Source organism: Nocardioides sp. NBC_00163 (assembly GCF_045206295.1).
In the GTDB taxonomy this organism is placed as follows: domain Bacteria; phylum Actinomycetota; class Actinomycetes; order Propionibacteriales; family Nocardioidaceae; genus Nocardioides.
Window position 1 is genome coordinate 1,374,614 of the sequence record NZ_CP108155.1, and the last position, 20,596, is coordinate 1,395,209.

The 20,596-nt window shown below is 69.0% G+C and carries 25 protein-coding genes; 14 read left to right on the top strand and 11 right to left on the bottom strand.

Annotated features, from left to right (window positions below):
* Nucleotides 1-60 precede the first annotated feature (60 nt).
* A complete protein-coding gene (locus OG801_RS06605) occupies nucleotides 61-564 on the top strand; it encodes a SigE family RNA polymerase sigma factor (protein WP_406034612.1) in 504 nt (167 codons plus the stop codon).
* Nucleotides 561-1,589, top strand: coding sequence for a hypothetical protein (locus tag OG801_RS06610; RefSeq protein ID WP_406034614.1), 1,029 nt, complete (start codon nucleotides 561-563; stop codon nucleotides 1,587-1,589). The genes OG801_RS06605 and OG801_RS06610 overlap by 4 nt, the downstream gene beginning before the upstream one ends.
* Here OG801_RS06610 and OG801_RS06615 read toward each other — a convergent pair whose 3' ends face one another.
* Together OG801_RS06615 and OG801_RS06620 are read right to left on the bottom strand one after the other, a co-directional pair.
* The gene (locus OG801_RS06615) at nucleotides 1,590-2,849 is read right to left on the bottom strand and encodes an MFS transporter (RefSeq protein ID WP_406034616.1); all 1,260 of its coding nucleotides are present in this window, start codon (nucleotides 2,847-2,849) and stop codon (nucleotides 1,590-1,592) included.
* On the bottom strand, nucleotides 2,846-3,358 hold the full coding sequence (locus OG801_RS06620; protein ID WP_406034618.1) for an ArsR/SmtB family transcription factor: 513 nt from the start codon (nucleotides 3,356-3,358) through the stop codon (nucleotides 2,846-2,848). The genes OG801_RS06615 and OG801_RS06620 overlap by 4 nt, the downstream gene beginning before the upstream one ends.
* A gap of 113 nt (nucleotides 3,359-3,471) precedes the next feature.
* Between OG801_RS06620 and OG801_RS06625 the strand changes: the two genes are divergently transcribed.
* On the top strand, nucleotides 3,472-3,960 hold the full coding sequence (locus tag OG801_RS06625; protein WP_406034619.1) for a sigma-70 family RNA polymerase sigma factor: 489 nt from the start codon (nucleotides 3,472-3,474) through the stop codon (nucleotides 3,958-3,960).
* Nucleotides 3,957-5,048, top strand: a complete 1,092-nt coding sequence (locus OG801_RS06630) for a hypothetical protein (protein WP_406034621.1) — start codon at nucleotides 3,957-3,959, stop codon at nucleotides 5,046-5,048. Before OG801_RS06625 ends, OG801_RS06630 begins: the two co-directional genes overlap by 4 nt.
* Here the strand turns inward: OG801_RS06630 and OG801_RS06635 are convergent.
* Together OG801_RS06635 and OG801_RS06640 are read right to left on the bottom strand one after the other, a co-directional pair.
* The gene (locus OG801_RS06635) at nucleotides 5,045-5,692 is read right to left on the bottom strand and encodes an MOSC domain-containing protein (RefSeq protein WP_406034623.1); all 648 of its coding nucleotides are present in this window, start codon (nucleotides 5,690-5,692) and stop codon (nucleotides 5,045-5,047) included. The two genes, OG801_RS06630 and OG801_RS06635, sit on opposite strands and share 4 nt — an antisense overlap.
* Before the next feature lie 45 nt (nucleotides 5,693-5,737).
* Entirely contained in the window at nucleotides 5,738-6,631 is an 894-nt protein-coding gene (locus OG801_RS06640) for an aminoglycoside phosphotransferase family protein (RefSeq protein ID WP_406034625.1), read from the bottom strand.
* Between the two features lie 54 nt (nucleotides 6,632-6,685).
* Here OG801_RS06640 and OG801_RS06645 point away from each other — a divergent pair, with 54 nt between their 5' ends.
* Nucleotides 6,686-7,210 (top strand): cupin domain-containing protein, encoded by a 525-nt coding sequence (locus OG801_RS06645; protein WP_406034626.1) that lies wholly within the window; start codon nucleotides 6,686-6,688, stop codon nucleotides 7,208-7,210.
* Here OG801_RS06645 and OG801_RS06650 read toward each other — a convergent pair.
* Both OG801_RS06650 and OG801_RS06655 read right to left on the bottom strand, forming a co-directional pair.
* Nucleotides 7,195-7,647, bottom strand: coding sequence for an NUDIX hydrolase (locus OG801_RS06650; protein WP_355227934.1), 453 nt, complete (start codon nucleotides 7,645-7,647; stop codon nucleotides 7,195-7,197). The two genes, OG801_RS06645 and OG801_RS06650, sit on opposite strands and share 16 nt — an antisense overlap.
* 31 nt (nucleotides 7,648-7,678) lie before the next feature.
* Complete coding sequence (locus tag OG801_RS06655; protein WP_406034628.1) at nucleotides 7,679-8,155, bottom strand: pyridoxamine 5'-phosphate oxidase family protein; 477 nt, start codon at nucleotides 8,153-8,155, stop codon at nucleotides 7,679-7,681.
* A 105-nt stretch (nucleotides 8,156-8,260) separates the two neighbouring features.
* Between OG801_RS06655 and OG801_RS06660 the strand changes: the two genes are divergently transcribed.
* A complete protein-coding gene (locus tag OG801_RS06660) occupies nucleotides 8,261-8,842 on the top strand; it encodes a hypothetical protein (RefSeq protein WP_406034630.1) in 582 nt (193 codons plus the stop codon).
* On the opposite strand, the gene OG801_RS06665 is transcribed toward OG801_RS06660, so the two are convergent.
* From OG801_RS06665 to OG801_RS06680, 4 genes are all read right to left on the bottom strand, one after another.
* On the bottom strand, nucleotides 8,829-9,179 hold the full coding sequence (locus OG801_RS06665; RefSeq protein ID WP_406034632.1) for a hypothetical protein: 351 nt from the start codon (nucleotides 9,177-9,179) through the stop codon (nucleotides 8,829-8,831). The two genes, OG801_RS06660 and OG801_RS06665, sit on opposite strands and share 14 nt — an antisense overlap.
* A 91-nt stretch (nucleotides 9,180-9,270) precedes the next feature.
* Nucleotides 9,271-11,151 carry a translation elongation factor 4 gene (lepA, locus tag OG801_RS06670; protein WP_406034633.1) on the bottom strand — a complete coding sequence of 627 codons (1,881 nt, stop codon included), beginning with the start codon at nucleotides 11,149-11,151 and terminating at the stop codon, nucleotides 9,271-9,273.
* Between the two features lie 61 nt (nucleotides 11,152-11,212).
* Nucleotides 11,213-12,142, bottom strand: a complete 930-nt coding sequence (locus OG801_RS06675; protein ID WP_406034635.1) for a hypothetical protein — start codon at nucleotides 12,140-12,142, stop codon at nucleotides 11,213-11,215.
* Nucleotides 12,143-12,175: 33 nt separating this feature from the next.
* Nucleotides 12,176-12,544, bottom strand: a complete 369-nt coding sequence (locus OG801_RS06680; RefSeq protein WP_406034637.1) for a YciI family protein — start codon at nucleotides 12,542-12,544, stop codon at nucleotides 12,176-12,178.
* 38 nt (nucleotides 12,545-12,582) lie between these two features.
* On the opposite strand from OG801_RS06680, the gene OG801_RS06685 reads away from it, so the two are divergent.
* Nucleotides 12,583-13,827, top strand: a complete 1,245-nt coding sequence (locus tag OG801_RS06685; RefSeq protein ID WP_406034639.1) for an RNA polymerase sigma factor — start codon at nucleotides 12,583-12,585, stop codon at nucleotides 13,825-13,827.
* On the opposite strand, the gene OG801_RS06690 is transcribed toward OG801_RS06685, so the two are convergent.
* The gene (locus tag OG801_RS06690) at nucleotides 13,800-14,243 is read right to left on the bottom strand and encodes a hypothetical protein (RefSeq protein WP_406034640.1); all 444 of its coding nucleotides are present in this window, start codon (nucleotides 14,241-14,243) and stop codon (nucleotides 13,800-13,802) included. The two genes, OG801_RS06685 and OG801_RS06690, sit on opposite strands and share 28 nt — an antisense overlap.
* A 188-nt stretch (nucleotides 14,244-14,431) precedes the next feature.
* On the opposite strand from OG801_RS06690, the gene OG801_RS06695 reads away from it, so the two are divergent.
* The 7 genes from OG801_RS06695 (at nucleotide 14,432) to OG801_RS06725 (ending at nucleotide 20,556) form a co-directional block, all read left to right on the top strand.
* Entirely contained in the window at nucleotides 14,432-15,991 is a 1,560-nt protein-coding gene (locus OG801_RS06695; protein WP_406034642.1) for an alkaline phosphatase D family protein, read from the top strand.
* Between the two features lie 78 nt (nucleotides 15,992-16,069).
* Nucleotides 16,070-16,372, top strand: a complete 303-nt coding sequence (locus OG801_RS06700; RefSeq protein WP_355018112.1) for a hypothetical protein — start codon at nucleotides 16,070-16,072, stop codon at nucleotides 16,370-16,372.
* Nucleotides 16,372-17,421, top strand: a complete 1,050-nt coding sequence (locus tag OG801_RS06705; protein ID WP_406034644.1) for a hypothetical protein — start codon at nucleotides 16,372-16,374, stop codon at nucleotides 17,419-17,421. The genes OG801_RS06700 and OG801_RS06705 overlap by 1 nt, the downstream gene beginning before the upstream one ends.
* Complete coding sequence (locus OG801_RS06710; protein ID WP_406034646.1) at nucleotides 17,418-17,915, top strand: DUF4919 domain-containing protein; 498 nt, start codon at nucleotides 17,418-17,420, stop codon at nucleotides 17,913-17,915. Before OG801_RS06705 ends, OG801_RS06710 begins: the two co-directional genes overlap by 4 nt.
* Nucleotides 17,915-18,985: a hypothetical protein gene (locus tag OG801_RS06715; RefSeq protein ID WP_406034647.1), complete on the top strand. Its 1,071-nt coding sequence runs from the start codon at nucleotides 17,915-17,917 to the stop codon at nucleotides 18,983-18,985. The genes OG801_RS06710 and OG801_RS06715 overlap by 1 nt, the downstream gene beginning before the upstream one ends.
* Nucleotides 18,982-19,479 carry a DUF4919 domain-containing protein gene (locus tag OG801_RS06720; RefSeq protein WP_406034649.1) on the top strand — a complete coding sequence of 166 codons (498 nt, stop codon included), beginning with the start codon at nucleotides 18,982-18,984 and terminating at the stop codon, nucleotides 19,477-19,479. Before OG801_RS06715 ends, OG801_RS06720 begins: the two co-directional genes overlap by 4 nt.
* 21 nt (nucleotides 19,480-19,500) lie before the next feature.
* Nucleotides 19,501-20,556: a WD40 repeat domain-containing protein gene (locus OG801_RS06725; RefSeq protein WP_406034651.1), complete on the top strand. Its 1,056-nt coding sequence runs from the start codon at nucleotides 19,501-19,503 to the stop codon at nucleotides 20,554-20,556.
* The last annotated feature ends 40 nt before the right edge of the window (nucleotides 20,557-20,596 follow it).

Here is a 20,596-nt window from a genome sequence, read left to right on the forward strand (position 1 = left end):
GTGCCGCCGCATCGAAGAGGCAGAGGTCCCGGACAGAAGCGGGCCCAGACGGAGGACAGCATGGACACAGACTTCGACGAGTACGTGGTGACGCGCAGCGGCGCGCTCCTGCGGCTCGCCTACCTGCTGACCGGTGACGGTCACCGCGCCGAGGACCTCGTCCAGGACACCCTGGAGCGCTTGTGCCGACGCGGGTCGCGGATGACCCACGTCGTCGACCCGCATGCGTACGCCCGCAAGATCCTGCTCAACCAACACCTGAGCTGGCGGCGCAAACGTTCCTCGAGCGAGCTCGTCGTCGCCGACCTGCCGGAACGAGCCGGCGAGGACGAGACAGAAGCAGTCGGCGTACGTCACCTGCTCTGGCAGCGCATCGGCGCACTGCCTCCGCGGCAGCGCGCTGTCGTGGTCCTTCGCTACTACGAGGACCTTGCCGATGCCGATATCGCCGAGGCGCTCGGCATCTCCGCAGGCACCGTACGCAGCAACGCCATGCGCGCTCTCACCAAGCTGCGCAGCCACCCCGACCTCATGTCCGCCACCTTTGCCGAGGAGTCACGATGACCACCGACCTCGATGACCTGATCCGCGCCACCCTCGCCGAGCGCGCCGAGGACGCCCCTGCCGCCGGGCGAGTGATCGCCCGCGCGCCACGTCCGGGCTCCGCCCGCCGCACCACCGTCCGCCGCCGTTGGACCCGCGGTCTCGCCGTGGCCGGTCTCGCCGGCGCCCTCGCCGTCACCGGCGCCGTCCTCGCGCCACGGCTCCTTCCGGGCGAGACCCCGTTCGAGCCGGCGATGAGCTTTGCCTATGACGGGGTGCCGCGTTCGGCCGAGGCCTACCGGCTCGTGCTCGACGCACCCGGGTGGGTCGTGCCCGGCGGCGACGGCTCGGTGACCGATGCGTCCCACATCGGCGGCGTCGACTACGAACCGTCAGGCAGCGGCCGCCGAGCCCCTCGCCTGGACATCAGCTGGGGCGACAGCTCGACCTACCAGGAGGGGCTGCGATTCGCAGGCTCATTCGACACCGCTGACGACGGTGTCACCGAGCTGCCGATCGAGGTGCTCGGCCAGGAGGCGACCTACTGGCGCAACGCCGGCGAAGATGCCTTCCGGGTCGTGCTGCCGCTGACCGCCGGCCACTACCAGGTGATCACCGGCACCGGCATGTCGAAGACGGAGTTCGAGGAGCTCCTCACCCAGCTGCGCTGGGTGGACCAGGCTGAGTTCGACGCCACCCTGCCCGACCGATATCTCACCGCCGAGGAACGAGCGGCAACGATCGAGCAACTGCTCGCCGGCGTACCTCTTCCGGAGCGCTACGACGAGCACCGGCTCACCAGCCTCCAGCCGAACCGATACCACCTGGCACTGGACCTCGCGCGTGGCGCGTCCTGCGTCTGGCGCGACGAATGGCGGGCCGCCCGCGAGTCCGGCGACCAAGAGCGCGTGACGCACGCCGAGGACGTACTCCACCAGGCTGGTGACTGGCCGATGGACCAGGCACTCGACGGCAACGACACCGGCGACCTCCTGGATCAGGCATCGACCGTTCTCGACGGTTCCGAGCGCTTCCGCTGCGACTGATCAGTCCCGAAGCGGCTCATGCGCACGTTCCTCGGTAGCAGGTTGCTCGACGCGTTGCAGCCTAGCCACGGAAGGCACCGCAACCGTGGCAAGACAGATCAAGACACAGAGAACACCGCTCGCCAGGAACACCGGTCGTGTCCCGAAAGACTCCCCCAGCGGCCCGTACATCAGCTGTCCGATCGGCATCGCGATGTAGGACCCGAGCATGTCGTAGGACCACGCCCGCGACTGCATCTCCTCGGGCACGTTCTCCATCATCGCGAGGTTCCAGCCGAGGCTGAAGATCTCGATCCCGGCGCCGGCGACGGCCATCGCGATGACGAAAGGCACGGTCTCCGGCCACAGACCGAGCGCGATGAACGGCAGCCCCATCAGCGTGACACCAAGCATCCCGGCCCGCAGCGGATACCGGAGGGTCAGCCGCATCAGCACGAACGTCATGACCAGAATCCCGATCGCCTGGGCCGAGTTGCCCAGCCCCCAGCCGTGGACCCCCAGCGAAGAGGATTTGGCGTACGCCGGTCCCAGCACCTGCATCCCGCCGGACCACATCGTGTTGATCACCATGAAGGCGAGCACGACGACCCACAGCCAGGTGGTGGAACGAACGTACGTCCATCCCTCGACCAGGTCTGCGATGGCCGACGTCTTCGGGCCCGTCTTGTCGCGGCGCGGGATCCGGACCGGAAGCAGGAAGATAGCGGCGAGGAGCCAGGTCAGCGCGTCGATCGCCAGCGCCCAGCCGGCACCGACCCCGACGACCAGGACGGCCGCGGCCGACGGCCCGAGGATCGTCAGCGCGCCTCGCGACATCGACAGCAGCAGGTTGGCCGGCTGCAGGTCCTTCTTCGCGACCAGCTGCGGCACCATGCCCTGCATCGCCGGGTACGCCATCGCCGACATGGTGCCGTTGACCGCTTCGAGGACGATCAGCATCCAGATCTCGGCGCTGCCGGTGATGATCAGCCCGGCGGCCACGGCCTGGGTGAGCGCCGAGGACAGGTTCGAGATCTGCAGGACCAGCCGCCGCGGGAACCGGTCGGCGATCACGCCTCCGACCAGCAGGAAGATGACCATCGGGATGGTGTGTGCCGCCACGACGGCACCCAGCGCCGACGCCGAGTCGGTGACCTCCAGCACCGCGAAGGCCAGCGCGATGTGCGACATCGAGGTGCCTGCCATGTTCACGAACCGCGACGCGAAGAACCACCCGAAGTCGCGGTCCTTCAGGACGAAGAGGCTCTCCTTGATGCTCACTGGTCCTCACCCATCACAAAGGCGGAAGCGGTCAGGTTCACGTGGATCGTGCCCTCCGTACGCGGCGGGCGAGCGTTGTCGTGGAGCAGACCGCTCGCCTCCCGGACGAGGTCGTGGACCCGCTGCCAGACATCGGGGTCGACCCACATCTCCGCGTCCGAGACGATCGCCGGTCCATCGGCGCGCGAGCGGCGGCGGCGTACGAGCTCCTCGGCGATCGCGCGGGTGTGGACCTCGTCGTCCTCCCTGGACGGCGGCCCCTGGGCGGCGTCGCGGCGCCAGATGTACCGATACCGCTTCGCGACCCCACCGCGGATCCGCTCCTCGCTCGCGACCTCGATCAGCCCGGCGTTCTCGAGCAGCCGGAGATGGTAGGAGGCGTTGGCGTGCGTCAGGTCGAGCTCGCGCGCCACCTCCGCCGCCGACAGCTCCGCACCCGTCAGCAGTGACAGCATCCGGAGCCGCAGCGGGTGCCCGGCCGCCCGCAGCCGCGAGATCTCCTCGTCCATCCCGAACCTCCCAAGAGTTGTTTGGGAGTGAGTCTGATGAGGCCGAGCAGAACCGTCAAACAGTTATTCGGGTCGCGCCTAAACCGATAATGGCTGCTGTGCGTCAACCAGGCGTGAGCCGAGAAGAATTCACCGACTTCTACGTCGGCGCCAAGGACCGCTGCCTGCGTGCGGCGATCGCGACCGGCATGGATCCTGGCCGGGCCGAGGAAGCGACCGCCGAGGCCTTCGCGCGCGCCTGGTCGCGGTGGCCGACGGTCAGAGTGGCCAACTCCCCGTCGGCATGGGTCGTTCGCACCGCGATCAACGTCGACATCTCCTGGTGGCGCAAGCGCCGCCGCGAGCTGACCGTTCCCGAGACTCCCGAACAACTTCCCCGCAACGACTCCGATGACGACACCGACCACGACCTGTTGGAGGCCGTACGCCGGCTGCCACCGCGGCAACGCGAGGTGGTCGCGCTGCGCTACTTCCTCGACCTCGATGCCGAGACGACCGCCCACGAGCTCGGCATCGCTCGCGGCACCGTCTCCGCCACTCTCCACCACGCGCTCAAGACTCTGCGGCTGCAGCTGACCGACCCCGAAGGGATGCTGTCATGAACGACATCGAGACCTTGCTGCGCAACAGCAGCCACCAGACCCTCGACACCCCTGCCACCGAGATCCTGCGCCGGGGCGACCGGATGCGTCGCCTCCGTCGCGGTTCGAAGGCAGTCGCCGCCGTCGCCGCCTTCTCACTCGCCGGGATCATGGCGTACGTCGCGATCCCCGATCGGCTGATCGACTCGAACATCGCCACCCCGGAACCGTCGACGTCGGACGCACCCCAGCAGAAGACTCCGGTCGACTGGTCGGGCAAGCCGACCAACCTCACTCCCGAGGAGCTCGAGACGCTGAGCAAGCGGTGCCTGGAGACGGCCTGGGCTGACGTGAAGCCCCTGTACGACTACGCCCCCGAGGCGAACAATGCCATCGACCCCGATGAGGTCCAAGAGATCCCGGCGGGCACCTGGCCGTTCCTCGCCGAGAAGCGTGGATCGACGGCGATGGCGATCTTCGACGGCTCCGACTATGAGGTGACCTGCTCGACACCGCAGATCCCCGGGCGGGACGCCGCCAGCGGCCCCTACCTCGAGGGGGCCTTTGGCCAGCCCCAGGTCTGGGGCGCCTTCGCGGAGACCGGGCCATGGGAGGACTTCTCTCGTGGAAGCGTCGGCGACGGCACGGAGTTCCTGCTCCCCCTCCCCGAGAAGATGAACGTCACCGAGGTGGTCTTCACCTCGAGCGGCGAGGACTTCCCGGCGACCGTCGTCAACGGCGTAGCGGTCGCCTGGACCGACCACAAGGTCGACGCCCCGTCGGCAACGTTCCGCGCCTACGACGCCGACGGCAGTCTGGTCCATCCCGAGCCGGGTGACGTGGTGCGGGAACCGCCGACCACCGAATGGACCGAGACCCCAGAAGGGATCCGGGTGACGCGATCGCTCGGCAACGAGACGATCGAGTCCGCCTGGTTCTGGGTCGGCAAGCAGCGGTTCGACGCGACCATCACCGAGGGCAACGTGGCGGTCGCGGTGATCCCGACCGGAACGCTCACCACGGATCAGCTGAACAGCCTTCAGATCCAGGGCGTCTCCCCCGAGGGTCTCTACCTGCGCGGATGCACCGGAAAGCCCTGCGGCCCTTAGCGCTGGGCTGCGACGTACTTCTCCGCCGCCGCCCGCGGCTTGTCCCCGAGCCCGTCGATGCCGATGAGGCTCGGGAGCAGGCTGCGGTCGGTGCTGAGCGCCTTGAAGAGCGTCGAGACGGTGATGCCGTGGTCGGGGCGGTGGACGACGATGATCTCGTCGCCGGCCTGCAGCTGCCCCTCCTCGAGAACGCGGAGGTAGGGCCCCGGGCGCGCCTCGGCGGTGAACTTCTTGACCCACTGGGCGTTGTCGTAGCCCGAGACGCCCATCCAGTTCTTGAAGTCGTTGCACGGCGTACGCACGCTGCAGATCTGCAGCAGCACCGTCCCGATCCGCCACTGCTCCCCCACCAGGGCCGCGTTGATGTCGATCCCCTCGGTGGTGAGGTTCTCGGCGAACTGCCCGTCACGGAGCGTCACGCCCAACCGCGAGCCCCACACGTCGAGGTCCTCACGCGCGAAGGCGTAGACCGCCTGCTCCTCGCCGCCGTGGTGGCGCCGGTCGGTCTGGGTGTCGGTCACGATGCCCTCCCTGCCGACCGTCACCGGCTCGGGCGTGGCGAGCTTTTCGATCGAGGTGGCGCCCACCTCCGCCCACTCGGCGGGCTTGGACTGACCGATGTTGACGCTTCGCACGATGGGCATGGCGCAGATTCTCCAGTCCGCGCCGGGTTCAGGCACGCGAGTTTCTCAGTCCTGGACCGCCTTCGCGACCGAGATCATCGCGGTGATCCAGTCCTTGTCGGGGGTCTGGTTGTCCTCCAGCTCGCCCTTGACGTTGACGACCAGCCGCAGCACCGCCCAGGCCCGAGCCCGGTCCTCGTCGAGCTCGGCGGCGTCGACGAGGGCGAAGAATCGATCGCGTACGCCGTCGCGGATCCGCCCCGCATACTCCTCGAAGCGGTTCCACAGCATCGGCGCGAGCTCGTAGTGCGGGTCGCCGGAGAGGGGCTTCGGGTCGATCACCAGCCACTCCTCGCGGTCGGCTCGCAGGACGTTGTCGAAGTGCAGGTCGGTGTGGATCAGCTTCCCGTCGGTCGCCTCGTCGGCGGCGAAGTCGCGCGCGATCGCCCGGGCCTGCTCGACCATCCGCGGCGGCACTGGAAGCCGCCGCTCCGACTCGCCCAGCTCGCTCGCCCAGCGTGCGGCCTGTGCCGACAACGTACGCAGCTGCGGCGGAGCCGGGACGTGCAGCCGCCGGTAGAACCCGCCCACGATCTCGCACGCCTGCACGTCCCATAGCTCCGAGAGATCCTCGGTGTGGAGCCGCTCCAGCAGCAGCGCGAAGCGCTTCGGGTCGGCCCGGAGAAGGCGTACGGCACCCCGGCCGCCCCAGGTCTGCAGCGCCAGCGCCTCGTGCTCGGCCTCCCAGTGCGGCCAGCCGATCTTCAGCACCGCGGCCTCGCCATCGGTGGTCCGCACGGGAACCACGACCGCGGTGTTGCCGTGCGTCGCCTCGCCATCAGGTGTCAGCGACCACTCCTCGAATAGATCGCGCACCAGTCCGGGGAGGCGGTCGAGCCACGCTGCCCAGTCGGGACCGTTCGCCGCGAGTGCCACGAAGGAGTCTGGCAACGGCGTCACGCGAGCCACCTTAATCCGCTTCCCAACCCCGGACGGATCGGGCAGGTTGTGCCCATGTCACTTCCAGAGTCGATGGGGACCAAAGGCGTTCCCTACCCGCCCGAGCGCTACGACGGCGAGGCCGGTGAGATCTCGGCGTTCTACCGTCCCGACACCACCCCGCCCGACCTGTCCTACCCCAACGGCGTGAAGGTCGACTATCTCGCCACCGGCGCGACGACCGCGGGTGACTACGGGCTCTACCGCTGGCACTTCGGTCCCAACGAGACCGGCCCCGGTCCCCACTTCCACCGGGCCGTGGCCGAGTCGTTCTACGTGCTGACCGGGACCGTGCGGATCTACAACGGCGAGGAGTGGATCCCAGCCGGCGCCGGCGACTTCGTGCACGTGCCGGTCGGCGGCCTGCACGGGTTCCGCAACACCACCGACGAGCCCGCCTCGATGCTGCTCCACTTCACCCCGGGCGCGCCGCGGGAGGGCTACTTCGAGGGGCTGCGCGAGCTGGCCGAGGGCACCGAGCTCGGCCCGGACGAGATGGCCGAGTTCTACAAGCTCCACGACAACTACTGGGTCGACTGAGCGACCTTCAGGGCCGCGATCCCCATCCGGACGATCGGACTGGTGGTGTCGGCTCCGATCGCGGGGTCGTCCAGCCCGATCCACGCGGCGTAGTCGGTGGTTCCGTCGACCTCCAGCGTGCCCAGCTCGCCCCCGACGATCCGTGCCTCGAAGACCACCCGGGTGGACTGATAGGGCCGACGACCGGGGTCGAACGGCACCACGTACACGTCGGTCGTCAGCGGAGCCCCGACCTCGACGTCGTAGCCGGTCTCCTCCTTCACCTCGCGCACGACTGCCGCGGGCATCTGCTCGCCGTAGTCGACGCCACCACCCGGCAGCGTCCAGCCCGGGTCGTTGCGGTGGTTGCCGTTGAACCAGCTCAGCAGGATCCGCCCCGCGTCATCGACGATGACGGCGTACGCCGCCACCCGAGTGTCATAGTCGGTGAAGTGCATCACCGCGAGACTAGCGCGGACCGATCGGAAGTCAGTCGAAGACGAAGGCGGTCGCGTCCTTCGGGAACGAGGTCCAGGCCCGGATCCGCCGTGGATGCACCGCCGGCGCCCCCTCGATGTAGTGCTTCGCCTCGAAGATGTTCTCGCCGTACTCGGGATACTTCGCGTTGAGCAACCCCGCGATCTCCTCGGCTGTCGCCGGATCGAAGGATGTCGTCCGCACCTCCCCCTCGATGACGACCAGCTTCCACGGATCCGGCAGGTTCACCGTCACCTTCGGATGTTCGGCCGCGAGCCGCCGGTGCAACGTCTCCGGGCTGCCGCCGTAGACCAGCTTGTCCTCGAACCAGATCCCGTCCAGTGGCGTCACGTGCGGACTCCGCCCCGGCCTCTCGAACGCGAACCAGAACTGCTTCGCCTCGACCAGCTGCTGACGTACGTCCTCCCACGCCAGCAGCTCGCTCGGCGTGCCATATCCCTCCGGAAACCGAATCTGTTCTGTACGCATGTGCCTCACTCAACCACCGCCCGCCCCCGGCCGACCCGACCGTTCTTGCGCATAATCGGTGACTCGGCGGCCGCGCCCCGCACCTGCTGTGATGGACTACCCGGCATGCATTTTCGGGCTGCACCCTTGATCGTCCTGATCGCTGCGACGTCGGCCTGCGGGGCCGGCTCGGGGCCGGTGACGACGGACGCACCGACGCCGTTCTCAGCATCCTCGACCTCGACGCCGGAGGGGTTCACCGCCGCCGAGTGTCGGGGCGCCATCGGTGGGAAGCGGGTGATCCTGAGGCTGGACGTGCCGAAGGAGTTCGAGCCGGAGTCCACCGGCCCGAGCGACCAGACCCCTGGCGGCCAGTGCACCTGGCGTACGTCCGAGGATCGCTTCTTCAGCGTCCGGGTCGGCGAGAAGGAGTCGCTCGCGGACAAGAACGACGAGCTGAAGGAGTTCGAGGACAGCGGCGGTGACGACGACGTCAAGGACGTCACCTACGACGCCCCGACCGACACCTTCGGCGACCTGGAGGGCGAGCGGCTCAGCTGGTGGTCCTACTCCGACGGCACGCCCTCCGACTGCGTCTACGTGCAGGCCAACGGCCTCCGCGTGTTCTGGCAGAATCCCGACGACATCGACCAGCGGCTCGACGACCTCGAGGCTGTTCTCGACAGCATCGAGCTCATCCGCTCCTGACCGGCGCCACCATGGCTCGGCTGCCACTCACGACGATCAGCACCACGAGCATCACCGGCACGATCAGCGTCCACATGGTCGGGAGCAACCCCGCGACACAACCGATCGCCGTGATCATGAACCCCGTCCGAGGCCTGCGGGGCAGCAACAGCGTGCCGACCAGGACGAGCACGCCCCCGCCGACGAGCGTGCCGAACCAGAAGGCAAGACCGCCGTCCCCGCTGCGTACGACCCGAACGGTCTCTGCCGCTCCCGCCGCGAGCAGCAGGCAGCCGAGGAACAGCCCGTACCACCACACCCAGCCACGGGCGCCCGAGCGCTCCTCGTCGGATCGCATTCGCGTCCTCTCCCGTCTCGTCGCCCCCGGGAAAGGCTGCCTACCATCGAGCGTACGGCGTAGCGGCTCCGGCGACTCGACCAGCGGGGCTTTACTTCTTCCCGGCACCCTTGTCGGTGGAGGGCTGAGTGGTGGAGAGAGCGGCGACGAAGGCTTCCTGGGGAACCTCGACACGGCCGACCATCTTCATCCGCTTCTTGCCCTCCTTCTGCTTCTCCAGCAGCTTGCGCTTACGCGAGATGTCGCCGCCGTAGCACTTGGCGAGGACGTCCTTGCGGATGGCGCGGATGGTCTCGCGGGCGATGACGCGGGCGCCGATGGCGGCCTGGATGGGCACCTCGAACTGCTGCCTGGGGATCAGCTCGCGCAGCTTGCCGACCATCATGACCCCGTAGGAGTACGCGGCTTCGCGGTGGACGATCGCGGAGAACGCGTCGACGGGCTCGCCCTGGAGCAGGATGTCGACCTTGACCAGGTCGGCGGCCTGGTCGCCGCTGAACTCGTAGTTCAGCGAGGCGTACCCCTTGGTCGAGGACTTGAGCTGGTCGAAGAAGTCGAAGGCGATCTCGCCCATGGGGAGGACGTAGCGCATCTCGACGCGGTCCTCGGAGAGGTAGTCCATGCCGCCGAGGGTGCCGCGCTTCTTCTGGCACAGCTCCATGATCGTGCCGATGTAGTCGGACGGCGAGAGGATGGTGGCCTTGACGACCGGCTCGCGCACCTCGCGGATCTTGCCCTCGGGGAACTCCGACGGGTTGGTGACGATGTGCTCGGACCCGTCCTCCATGATCACGTCGTAGACCACGTTGGGAGCCGTCGAGATGAGGTCGAGGTTGAACTCGCGCTCGAGACGGTCGCGGGTGATCTCCATGTGCAGCAGGCCGAGGAATCCGACGCGGAAGCCGAAGCCGAGCGCGCCCGACGTCTCCGGCTCGTACGTCAGAGCCGCATCGTTGAGCTGCAGCTTGTCGAGCGCCTCGCGCAGCACCGGGTACTGGTCGCCGTCGATCGGGTAGAGCCCCGCGAAGACCATCGGGTTGGGGTGGGAGTAGCCGCCGAGCATCTCCTTGGCCGGACGGTTGTTGCCGGTGACGGTGTCACCCACGCGCGACTGGCGTACGTCCTTCACGCCGGTGATCAGGTAGCCGGTCTCGCCGACGCCGATGTGGTCGGCCTTGACCGGCTCCGGGCTGATCACACCGAGCTCGAGCATCTCGTGGACGGCGTTGGTCGACATCATCTTGATCTTGTCGCGGTGGGTCAGCTTGCCGTCGAAGACCCGGACGTAGGTGACCACGCCGCGGTAGGTGTCGTAGACCGAGTCGAAGATCAGCGCCCGTGCAGGAGCATCCGGGTCGCCGACGGGCGCCGGCACCTGCTTCACGATCTCGTTGAGAAGATTCTCGACGCCGAGACCGGTCTTGGCAGAGGTGAGCAGGACGTCCGAGACGTCGCAGCCGACGAGGTTGGCCAGCTCCTCGGCGTACTTCTCGACGTTGGCCGACGGCAGGTCGATCTTGTTGAGCACCGGGATGATCTGCAGGTCCGCACCCATGGCGAGGTAGAGATTCGCCAGCGTCTGCGCCTCGATGCCCTGCGCGGCGTCGACCAGCAGGATCGCGGCCTCGCACGCCTCGAGCGACCGGGAGACCTCGTAGGTGAAGTCGACGTGGCCGGGGGTGTCGATCATGTTGAGGATGTAGGTGCCCGGCTCGGCGCCCGCCTCGTTGCCCTCCGCCACCGTCCACGGCATGCGGACCGCCTGCGACTTGATCGTGATGCCACGCTCGCGCTCGATGTCCATGCGGTCGAGGTACTGCGCCTTGGCCTCACGCTCGCCGACGACACCCGTCAGCTGCAGCATCCGGTCGGCCAGCGTCGACTTGCCGTGGTCGATGTGGGCGATGATGCAGAAGTTGCGGATGATCGCCGGGTCGGTGGACCCAGGCTTCGGCGCGGAGTTCGTGGGCACGGGCTGCTTTCGCTCTGTGTCTCTTGAGGGGGACGTACGTCTTCTTTCGATTGTCCCACGGTCAGTACTGATGGAACCAAAGCGGCAGCTGCACCGACTCGCCCGGGCAGGTCACGTTGCGGTCGCGGCCGTCCTCGAGCCACTGCACCATCACCGCGGCACCGCCCTGGAACATCCACTCGCCGCCGCACCGCTCCAGGGCCGCGGCCCGCGATGCCTCGCCCGCCGGGCGCCACTCGGGCAGCTGCAGCTGCAGGTCGCCGACGATCGGCGTCCACAGGCCCTCGATCGAGTAGACCCCGACCCGCTTCCCGGCGTCCTGATAGCCGGCCAGGGCTCCCTTGACCACCGCCTGGTTGGCCTCGATGTCGTCGGTCCACTCCCAGACCGCGACCGGCTCGACGTCCATCCAGACCGAGGGCGACTCCAGGCCGGCGCGCTCCATCGCCTCGAGATTCCACACCGCCTGCTGGTAGCCGACGTTGGTCAGCCGGCCGATCTTCGTGTCCGGGTCGCCCGGCCCTTCGCCGCCGTACTCACGGATCGTGGCGGCACGGGGGTAGGAGGTGACCGCATAGGCCGAGGTCATCACCTTGTTCTTCTTGGCCCACTCGACCTGCGAGGCCAGGCACGGGTTGGGAGTGAACGCCGGACCGTTGGTGAGTCCGATGACCACGTACTCCGCCGAGGCGAGCGGCATCGGCAGCCCCAGCGTCCGACGCTCCTTGATGCCCATCCCCTCGGGACACTGCGGCCAGCTCAGGTCACCGCCCTCGACGATCCCGCGATCGTCGGCGGGCGGGACGGACGGGATCTCCAGCGACTCCGGCGCGCGTGGTGGCACGCTCGCCGACGTCTCGGGCGCCGGGCTCGCGGGCATCGACGGCGAGGCGGACTCGGCCTCGACCGGGGGCTCGGTGGCACAGCCGAACAGCACCGGCGCCGCCAGGAGCAGCAGCACAGCGGCGAACAGGTTCTCTCTTGCCCACATCACCGCAGATACTGCCACCCGCATCCCAGCGGGTCACACCTGCGCGAAGTCGTCCCCCATCACCGGCCGGATCTCGATCGGCTCCCCGAGGACCGCGACGATCCGCGAGACGATGTCGATGGCGCGCTCCTGGCTGGCCACGTCGATGACCGCGAAGCTGGCCAGCACCTCCTTCAGCTCGGCGAACGGACCATCGGTCGCGACCGGACCGTTCTCGCCCGGCCGCACCGTGACCGAAACGGCCGGATGCCCCAGGCCCTCGGTGCTGACCAGCTCGCCGTTGGCGACCAGCTCCTCCTCGAACTTCTGGTACTCCGCGAACGCCGCGAGTGCCTCTTCGGAGGCCGTGTCGGAGGCGTCCCACGCGTCGGCTGGCGTGTAGCCCAGCATCAGGTATTTCATGCCTCGAAAACTAGACCCCGAAACTAGGCTCTGTCGGCATGACCGGACCGGCGGCGCTCGAGGACCTGTTGCGGACCGAGGCGCCGTACGTCCTGAGCGCCCTGGTCCGCCGCTTCGGACGGTTCGAGGCCGCCGAGGACGCGGTCCAGGAGGCGCTGCTGGACGCCAGCGTCCAGTGGGCGCGCGACGGCGTTCCGGAGAACCCGCGCTCCTGGCTGACCAGGATCGGGTACCGGCGGATGGTGGATCTGCTCCGCTCCGAGCAGGCTGCCCACCGCCGCGAGCTCCAGGTCGGCATCGCCGAGGTGGTCACTCCGGCCGGCCCGGCGGCGGAGACCGACGACAGCCTGGCGCTGTTGCTGCTGTGCTGTCATCCGGCGCTGTCGCGGACCGGGCAGGTGGCGCTCACGCTGCGCGCTGTGGGCGGGCTGACGACGACCGAGATCGCCCATGCGTACGGCGTCCCGGAGAACACCATGGGCACCCGGATCAGCCGTGCGAAGCAGACGCTGCGCAAGGCCGGCGCCCGGTTCACGCCGCCAGGGCAGGCCGAGCGCGCCGACCGGATCGGCGCCGTACTCGAGGTGCTCTACCTCGTCTTCAACGAGGGCTACACCGCCACTGCCGGCGCCGAGCTGGGCCGGGTCGACCTGGCGCACGAGTCGATCCGGCTGACCCGGATGCTCGCCCGGATCGCTCCCGGCGAGCCCGAGGTCGCCGGCCTGCTGGCGCTGATGCTGCTCACCGAGGCGCGGCGGCCGGCACGCACCGACCCCGACCTCGGGCTGGTGCCGCTGGCCGAGCAGGACCGCTCCCGGTGGGACCGCGCGCTGATCGAGGAGGGGCTGGCCGTGCTGGAGGAGGTGTGGGGACGGGGTGATCCCGGGCCCTTCCTGCTCCAGGCGGCGATCGCCGCGGTCCATGCCCACGCGGAGTCCGCCGCGGACACCGACTGGCACGAGATCCTCGGCCTCTACCTGCTGCTGGAACGTACGCTGCCGACCGCACCGGTACGCCTGGGCCGCGTGGTCGCGGCCGCTCATGCGTTCGGCCCGGTGGTCGGCCTGCAGCTGCTGGACGAGCTCGACGCCGAGCACGGCCTCGCCGGCGATCCGCTGACCGCGCAGCGGGTCCTGGCGGTGCGGGCGCACCTGCTGGACCAGCGGCGCGATCCCTCCGCAGCCGCCCAGTTCCGGGCGGCTGCGGAGCTGACCGCCAACGAGGCCGAACGCGACTACCTGCTCCGGCGCGCGGATCAGACCCGCGTCATCGTCGACTCGTAGCCGCCCTGGCCGGCGTAGTCCCACTCGCCGGTCATAACGTCGCCGGCCTCGTCGAAGGTGCCGACGAACTTCACCGGCGAGCCCTTCTCCCCGCCCCAGATGGTGAGGGTGTCGCCGTCGAGCTCGTAGACGTAGTCGAGGGTGGCGCCGGTGTTGTCGTAGTAGCGCGAGTGCACGTCGGCGCTGGGCTCCTCACCGAAGGGGCGCAGGTTGCCGATCACCTCGATCCCGGTCGTGACCTGCCCGAACTGCTCCAGCCGTACGTCCTGCAGCAGGAAGTAGCCGCCTTCCATCCAGCGGTAGGTCACCTCACCCTCCGCGCCGCCGGTCACCTTCCAGGTGCCGATGAGCCGGTCCAGGGCGCGGACGCCGGGGCTCGGTGCGGGCAGTGCGGGCATGGCGTACTCGTCGTTCATGATGTCGCTCCTCGTGTGCGGCCGGCGTCTCCGGCCTTCACCCCTCTCTCGGAGCCCGCCCGGTGATCTCGACATCCGGGTGAAAGAAATTTTTCTTTCACCCGGGGACGGCACCCTTCGCGTACGTGTTCACCGACACGACCCGCGGAACTCACCGGTCGTTCCGCCGGAATCGGCAGGTTTGGCCCATGACCCCACTCAACCGCCGCTCCGTCCTCGGCCTCGGTGCCGCCGCCGGTGCCGGACTCGTCATCCCCACGACCGCAGCAGCCGTCCACGCCGCCCCCGCTTTCGTCCGCGGCAACCGCCCGACCCTCACCCACGGAGTCCAGTCCGGCGACGTCGGCGCCCGCGGCGGCGTCCTGTGGAGCCGCGCCGACAAGACCTCACGCCTGGTCGCGGAGATCTCGGCCGACGAGTCCTTCCGCCGGGCCCGCCCGGTCAGCGGGCCGGTGGTGACCGCGAGGAGCGACTTCACCGGGGAGCTGAAGGTCCGCGGCCTCGAGGCTGGGCGCGACTACTTCTACCGGATCCGTGCCGTCGACCCCGATGACCCGCGACGCGGCAGCGCCTGGGAGCTGGGCCGGCTGCGTACCGCCCCGGCGCGCCGCGAGGACATCCGGTTCCTGTGGTCCGGCGACATCGCCGGACAGGGCTGGGGCGCCAACCCCGACTTCGGTGGCTTCCGGATCGCGCCCGCGATGGCGGCGCGCGAGGCCGACTTCTTCCTGAGCTCCGGCGACAACGTCTACGCCGACGGCCCGCTCACCTCGACCGTGACGCTCCCCGACGGACGGGTCTGGAACAACATCGTCACCGAGGAGAAGCACAAGGTCGCCGAGACGCTGGCCGAGTTCCGCGGGCAGTACGCCTACAACCTGCTCGCCGACAACTGGCGCGCGTTCCTCGCCCAGACGCCGATCGTGGCGCAGTGGGACGACCACGAGGTCACCAACAACTGGTACCCCGGCGAGATCCTCCCCGACGACGGCCGCTACACCGAGCGCCGCGTCGACGTCCTCGCGGCCCGGGCGAAGCAGGCCTTCCACGAGTACATCCCGGTCGGCGACGCCTCCCCCGACCCCGACGGCCGGATCTACCGCAAGCTCTCCTACGGCCCGCTGATGGACCTCTTCGTCCTCGACATGCGCACCCACAAGGACGCCAACACGACCAACGCCGAGACCAGCGCCGACGGCGGCGTGCTCGGCGAGCGTCAGACGAAGTGGCTCCTGCGCGAGCTGGCCGCCTCCCGCGCCACCTGGAAGGTCATCGCCGCCGACCTGCCGATCGGCCTGGTCGTCCCCGACGGCACCCTGCAGGAGGGCATCTCCCAGGGCGATGCCGGCGCCCCGCTCGGCCGCGAGCTCGACATCGCCAAGGTCTTGACCGGGCTCAAGCGCCTCGGCATCCGCAACCACGTCTGGCTGACCGCCGACGTCCACTACACGGCCGCGCACTCCTACGACCCCGACCGCGCCGCGTACCAGGACTTCGACCCGTTCTGGGAGTTCGTCTCCGGCCCGCTCAACGCCGGTGCCTTCGGCCCCAACAAGCTGGACCCCACCTTCGGTCCGGCCGCCGAGTTCGTGGCCGCTCCCCCGGCCGCCAACGCCTCGCCCGCCGACGGCTTCCAGTTCTTCGGCGAGGTCGAGATCGACGGACGTACGCAGCAGCTCACCGTCACCCTCCGTGACGTCGACGGCGGTGCGCTTTTTACGAAGACGCTGGACCCGAGTTTCCGTTAGGGTCTCCGGGCTAGGGCGTGTCTCTGTGCAGACACGCCCTAGCCGTCTCCCGTTCGGGCCCAGGAGGACCAGCAGACCATGAGCGAAATTCATGTCGTCCCCAAGGACATGAAGACATCCATCGGCATCGCCACGGACGCCGAGAGCGCCGTACGCAAAGCCGACTCCGCCGGCTATCTGAGCAAGGCGGGCGCTGCGGTCCCAGGGGCGGAGTCGGTCGGCTACATGTCCGATCTCGGCACCCGCTGGACCGATGAGACCAAGGCTGCGGCCGACAGCTCCCAGAAGCTCGCCGTGGAGATGCAGAAGGCTCTCGACGAGTTCGAGGCCGCCGACAAGGCCGCCGGCGACAAGGGCGGAAAGGTCATGGGCCCGAACTGATGGCGATCACGTTCGGCCAGGTCAAGACCTGGAAGGCGGCACCATTGGGTGACGCCGGCGACGGCCTCAAGGCCGACCTCCGCAAGCTGGAGACCAGCCGCGACGAGCTCGAGGCCAATGGCGTGGCCAAGTCGTGGACCGGCGTGGCCGCCGACGCCGCCCGCGGCCATCGCGACACTCTTGTGGCCCAGCTGAGCAGCCACATCACGGGCAAGCAGCAGATGCAGAAGGCGCTCTACGCCGCGGAGCCGCAGGTCGAGGCCATCGAGCGTCTCGTCCAGGGCATCCTGGACCGGGCCAAGACCAACGAGTTCACCGTCGGTGACGACGGCTCGGTGACCAGCACCGCCACGCCGCCGACGTTCAAGAGCCGTTACGAGGCCGAGGAATGGGGCAACAGCCGCCAGCTCGTCGCCCAGGAGCTCGCCGACGACATCACCGACGCCCTTGCCAAGGCGGCCGGCGTCGACGTGATCCTCAGCGACGCCATCCCGACCGGCACCGTCCAGTCCCTCGACGACACCCGCGAGCAGCGCGGGACGGCCTCCCCCGAGGTCGCCGAGCGGTGGGCTCAGCTCACCGACGCCGAGCGCAAGGCGATCATCGACCAGAAGATCGAGGAGCTCGCCAAGGAGTACGGGGTCGACGTCGAGGACATCATCTGGGACGACACGATCTCCGGCAACGGGTCCTGGAGCGAGGACGAGAAGGCTGTACGCCTCAACCCGGACAGGCTCAGCGATCCCGACCTCCTGCACACCGTGGCCCACGAGATGCGTCACGCCCGGCAGTACGAGGCGATCGAGGACAACAACGACTTCCAGTTCTGGTGGGAGGACGATCCCTTCGACGCGCACGAGGAGGACGGCATCACCGAGGAGCAGGCCGAGGAGTGGGAGGAGAACTTCGACGACTACAAGAGCCCTGACAAGGACTTCGACGCCTACTACAACCAGCCCGTCGAGGCCGACGCCCGCAAGTCCGGTCGCGAATATCTCGACAACCTGACCGCCGCTGAGCTCGACCGTCTCCTGAAGGAGTCGAAATGACGACGTACGCCGATCTGGTCACCGCCTACCTCGACGACCCCGGCCCCGAGACGCTGGCGCCGCTGCGCCGTGCGGTCCGCAACTCCGCCAACTTCAGCGTCGACCTCGACCTCAGCGCCGTCGACAAGCTGCTCGACGAGGGCGCCTACGCCGAGGCCGCGACCGCGCTGCGGGCACTCATGCCCGGGGCGATCTTCAGCCCGTCCGCCCACCTGCGCCTGGCGACGGCCCTGGAGCGCTCCGGTGAGGAGCGATCCGCCGCTCGCGAGCGCCAGGTCGCCAGCGCCGCCCTGCGGAGCATCCGGGCGACCGGCGACGGCACCCAGGAGCATCCCTGGACCGTGCTGCGGATCAACGACGAGTACGACCTGCTCCGCGCCCTCAAGAAGGTCCCCGGCCGCCAGGATCTCCTGGAGGCAGACGGGCGGCGTATCGACCGCCACACCTGCACCGACGGGACCCTCGTTCACTTCGACGCGACCGCGCTCGTCTGATGGCGATCACGTTCGGCCAGGTCAAGACGTGGAAGGCCGCACCGCTGGGTGACGCCGGCGACGGCCTCAAGGCCGACCTCCGCAAGCTGGAGACCAGCCGCGACGAGCTCGAGGCCAACGGCGTCGCCAAGTCCTGGACCGGGATGGCCGCCGACGCCGCCCGAGGTCATCGCGACAGCCTGGTCAAGAGCCTCAGCAGCCACATCACCGCCAAGCAGGAGATGCAGAAGGCGCTCTACACCGCCGAGCCGCAGGTCGAGGAGATCGAGCGTCTCGTCCAGGGCATCCTCGACCGGGCCAAGACCCAGGAGTTCACGGTCAGCGACGACGGCACGGTGACCAGCACCGCCACCCCACCGCAGTTCAAGAGCCGTTTCGAGGCCGAGGAGTGGGGCAACAGCCGTCAGAACGTCGCCCAGGAGATCGCCGACGAGATCGAGAAGGCCCTCGCCAAGGCCGTCGGTGTCGACGCGATCCTCGCCCGCGGCCTGCCGACCGGCATCGACGAGCAGGGTGACGAGTACGGCAACATCGACCCGGCCATCGCGGAGAAGTGGGAGACGCTCAGCATCGAGGAGCGCAAGGCCGTGCTGGAGGAGATGGTCAAGAAGATCGCCGCGGAGAGCGGCGTCGACATGCCCACCATCGACTGGGACGCCCTGGAGAACGACACCTGGGACGACAACAGCATCACCTACGGCTACTGGAGCGACGAAGAGCCCACGATGGCGCTCAACCCCAACGTGCTCGACGACCCCGGCCAGCTGATCAACACCGTCGCCCACGAGGTCCGACACGGCCGCCAGCACGAGGCCATCGACGACAAGAACGACTGGCAGTTCTGGTGGGAGGACGACCCCTTCGACGACCACAAGGAAGACGGGATCAGCGAGGAGCAGGCCGAGGAGTGGGAAGAGAACTTCGACGACTACAAGAGCACCGACAACGGTGACTCCTTCGACGAGTACTACAACCAGCCCGTCGAGAAGGATGCCCGCAACTCCGGCCGCGACTACCTGAACAACCTCACCGAGGAGGAGTTCAACCGCCTCCTCGAGGAGTCGAAGTGACGACGTACGCCGACCTGGTCTCCGCCTACCTCGATGACCCCGGCCCCGAGACCCTCGGGCCGCTTCGCCGCGCGGTCCGCGGCTCGGCCAACTTCACTCCCGACCTCGACCTCGACTCGGTCGACAGGCTGCTCGCCGCGGGGTCGTACGCAGCGGCCGCCGCCGAGCTGCGGCGGGTCATGCCGGGGGCGATCTTCAGCCCCTCGGTCCACCTGCGGATGGCCACCGCACTGGAGCAGTCCGGCGACGCACGGGCCGGCGCGCGCGAGCGGCAGGTCGCCGGCGCCGCGCTGCGCAGCATCCGCTCCACCGGCGACGGCAGCGAGCAACATCCGTGGTCGGTGCTGCGTATCAACGACGAGTACGACATGCTCCGAGCCCTCGACAAGGTCCGGGCCCGCCAGGACCTCGTCGAGACCGGAGGCCGTCGACTCGACCGCCTCACCTGCACCGACGGCACCGTCGCCTACTTCGACGTGTCCTCGTTCGCCTGACCGATCTCTCCAGAAGGACCGATGAAACCCCGAACGTACGTCCTCAGCGTCCCGATCATCGGCGTGCTCGCCGCCGCGCTCCTGGCCGGGTGCGCAAGCGACCCCGACCAGGACGGCTGCGACATCTCCGCGCTCGGGACGTCCGGCGGCTCGATCAGCCTGGCCGCCGCGGTCATGCCGTCGCGGCTCGACGCCGGCTCGCTGGTCACCGACCCCGAGGGGAAGTACGTCGTGGCCAGCTGCACCGACGGCACCTGCCGCTGGAGCGCCGCCGGTGGTGCGTACGAGACGATCTCCGAGACCGGCTACGGCGCGATCAGCCCCGACCTCACGCTCGTCGCACGGAAGGTCGGCTGCTCGGACATCGCGCTGGTCGAGGTGGACGGCGACGAGCAGGTCCAGCGGCTCGAGGGTCTGCCGAACCCGAAGGTCACCGACGCCAGCCCGGTCGGCGAGATCGCGTTCAGTCCCGACGGTCGGCTCGTCGCCGGTGCCGGGCTCGAGGGCGACCTGATCATCTGGTCGGTCGAGGACGGCGACGAGGTGGCGAGCACCGATCTCGGCAACGGCGTCGGATCGATCTCGTTCAGCCCCGACGGCGACCTGGTGGCGGTTGCCTCCGGTGACAGCGTCTCGGTTCTCGAGGCCGAATCGGGTGACGAGGTCGGCACCCTCGCGGCCGCGGGCGACGCAGACCCGGTCTGGAGTCCGGACGGTCGCTGGATCGCCGGCGTAACCACCGAGGGCTACCCCACGATCTGGGACGCCAAGACGCTCGAGACCGCCGAGACGCTACCCGATCACCCGGTCGGCGCCGTCGCCTTCTCCCCCGACTCTCGCTCGCTGGCTGCCACGAGCGACTCCGACGACGCCGAGCTGATCCTGTGGGCACCCAAGGCGTTGGGCGGTACGGGCGAGTCCCGTGACCTCGTCCGGTCCGCGGTGCCGGGCTCGAACGTGATCTTCAGCCCTGACGGCAAGGTCCTCTACACCGCGTCGGCCGAGGAGGGCGTCGCGGCCTGGGATGTCGCCACAGGCGAGCCCGCCGCACAGCTCGACCAGCCGCCGATGTCCTAGCTGCCCGTGCCGTGGTGCGCTGGCGCATCATGGCCGGCGT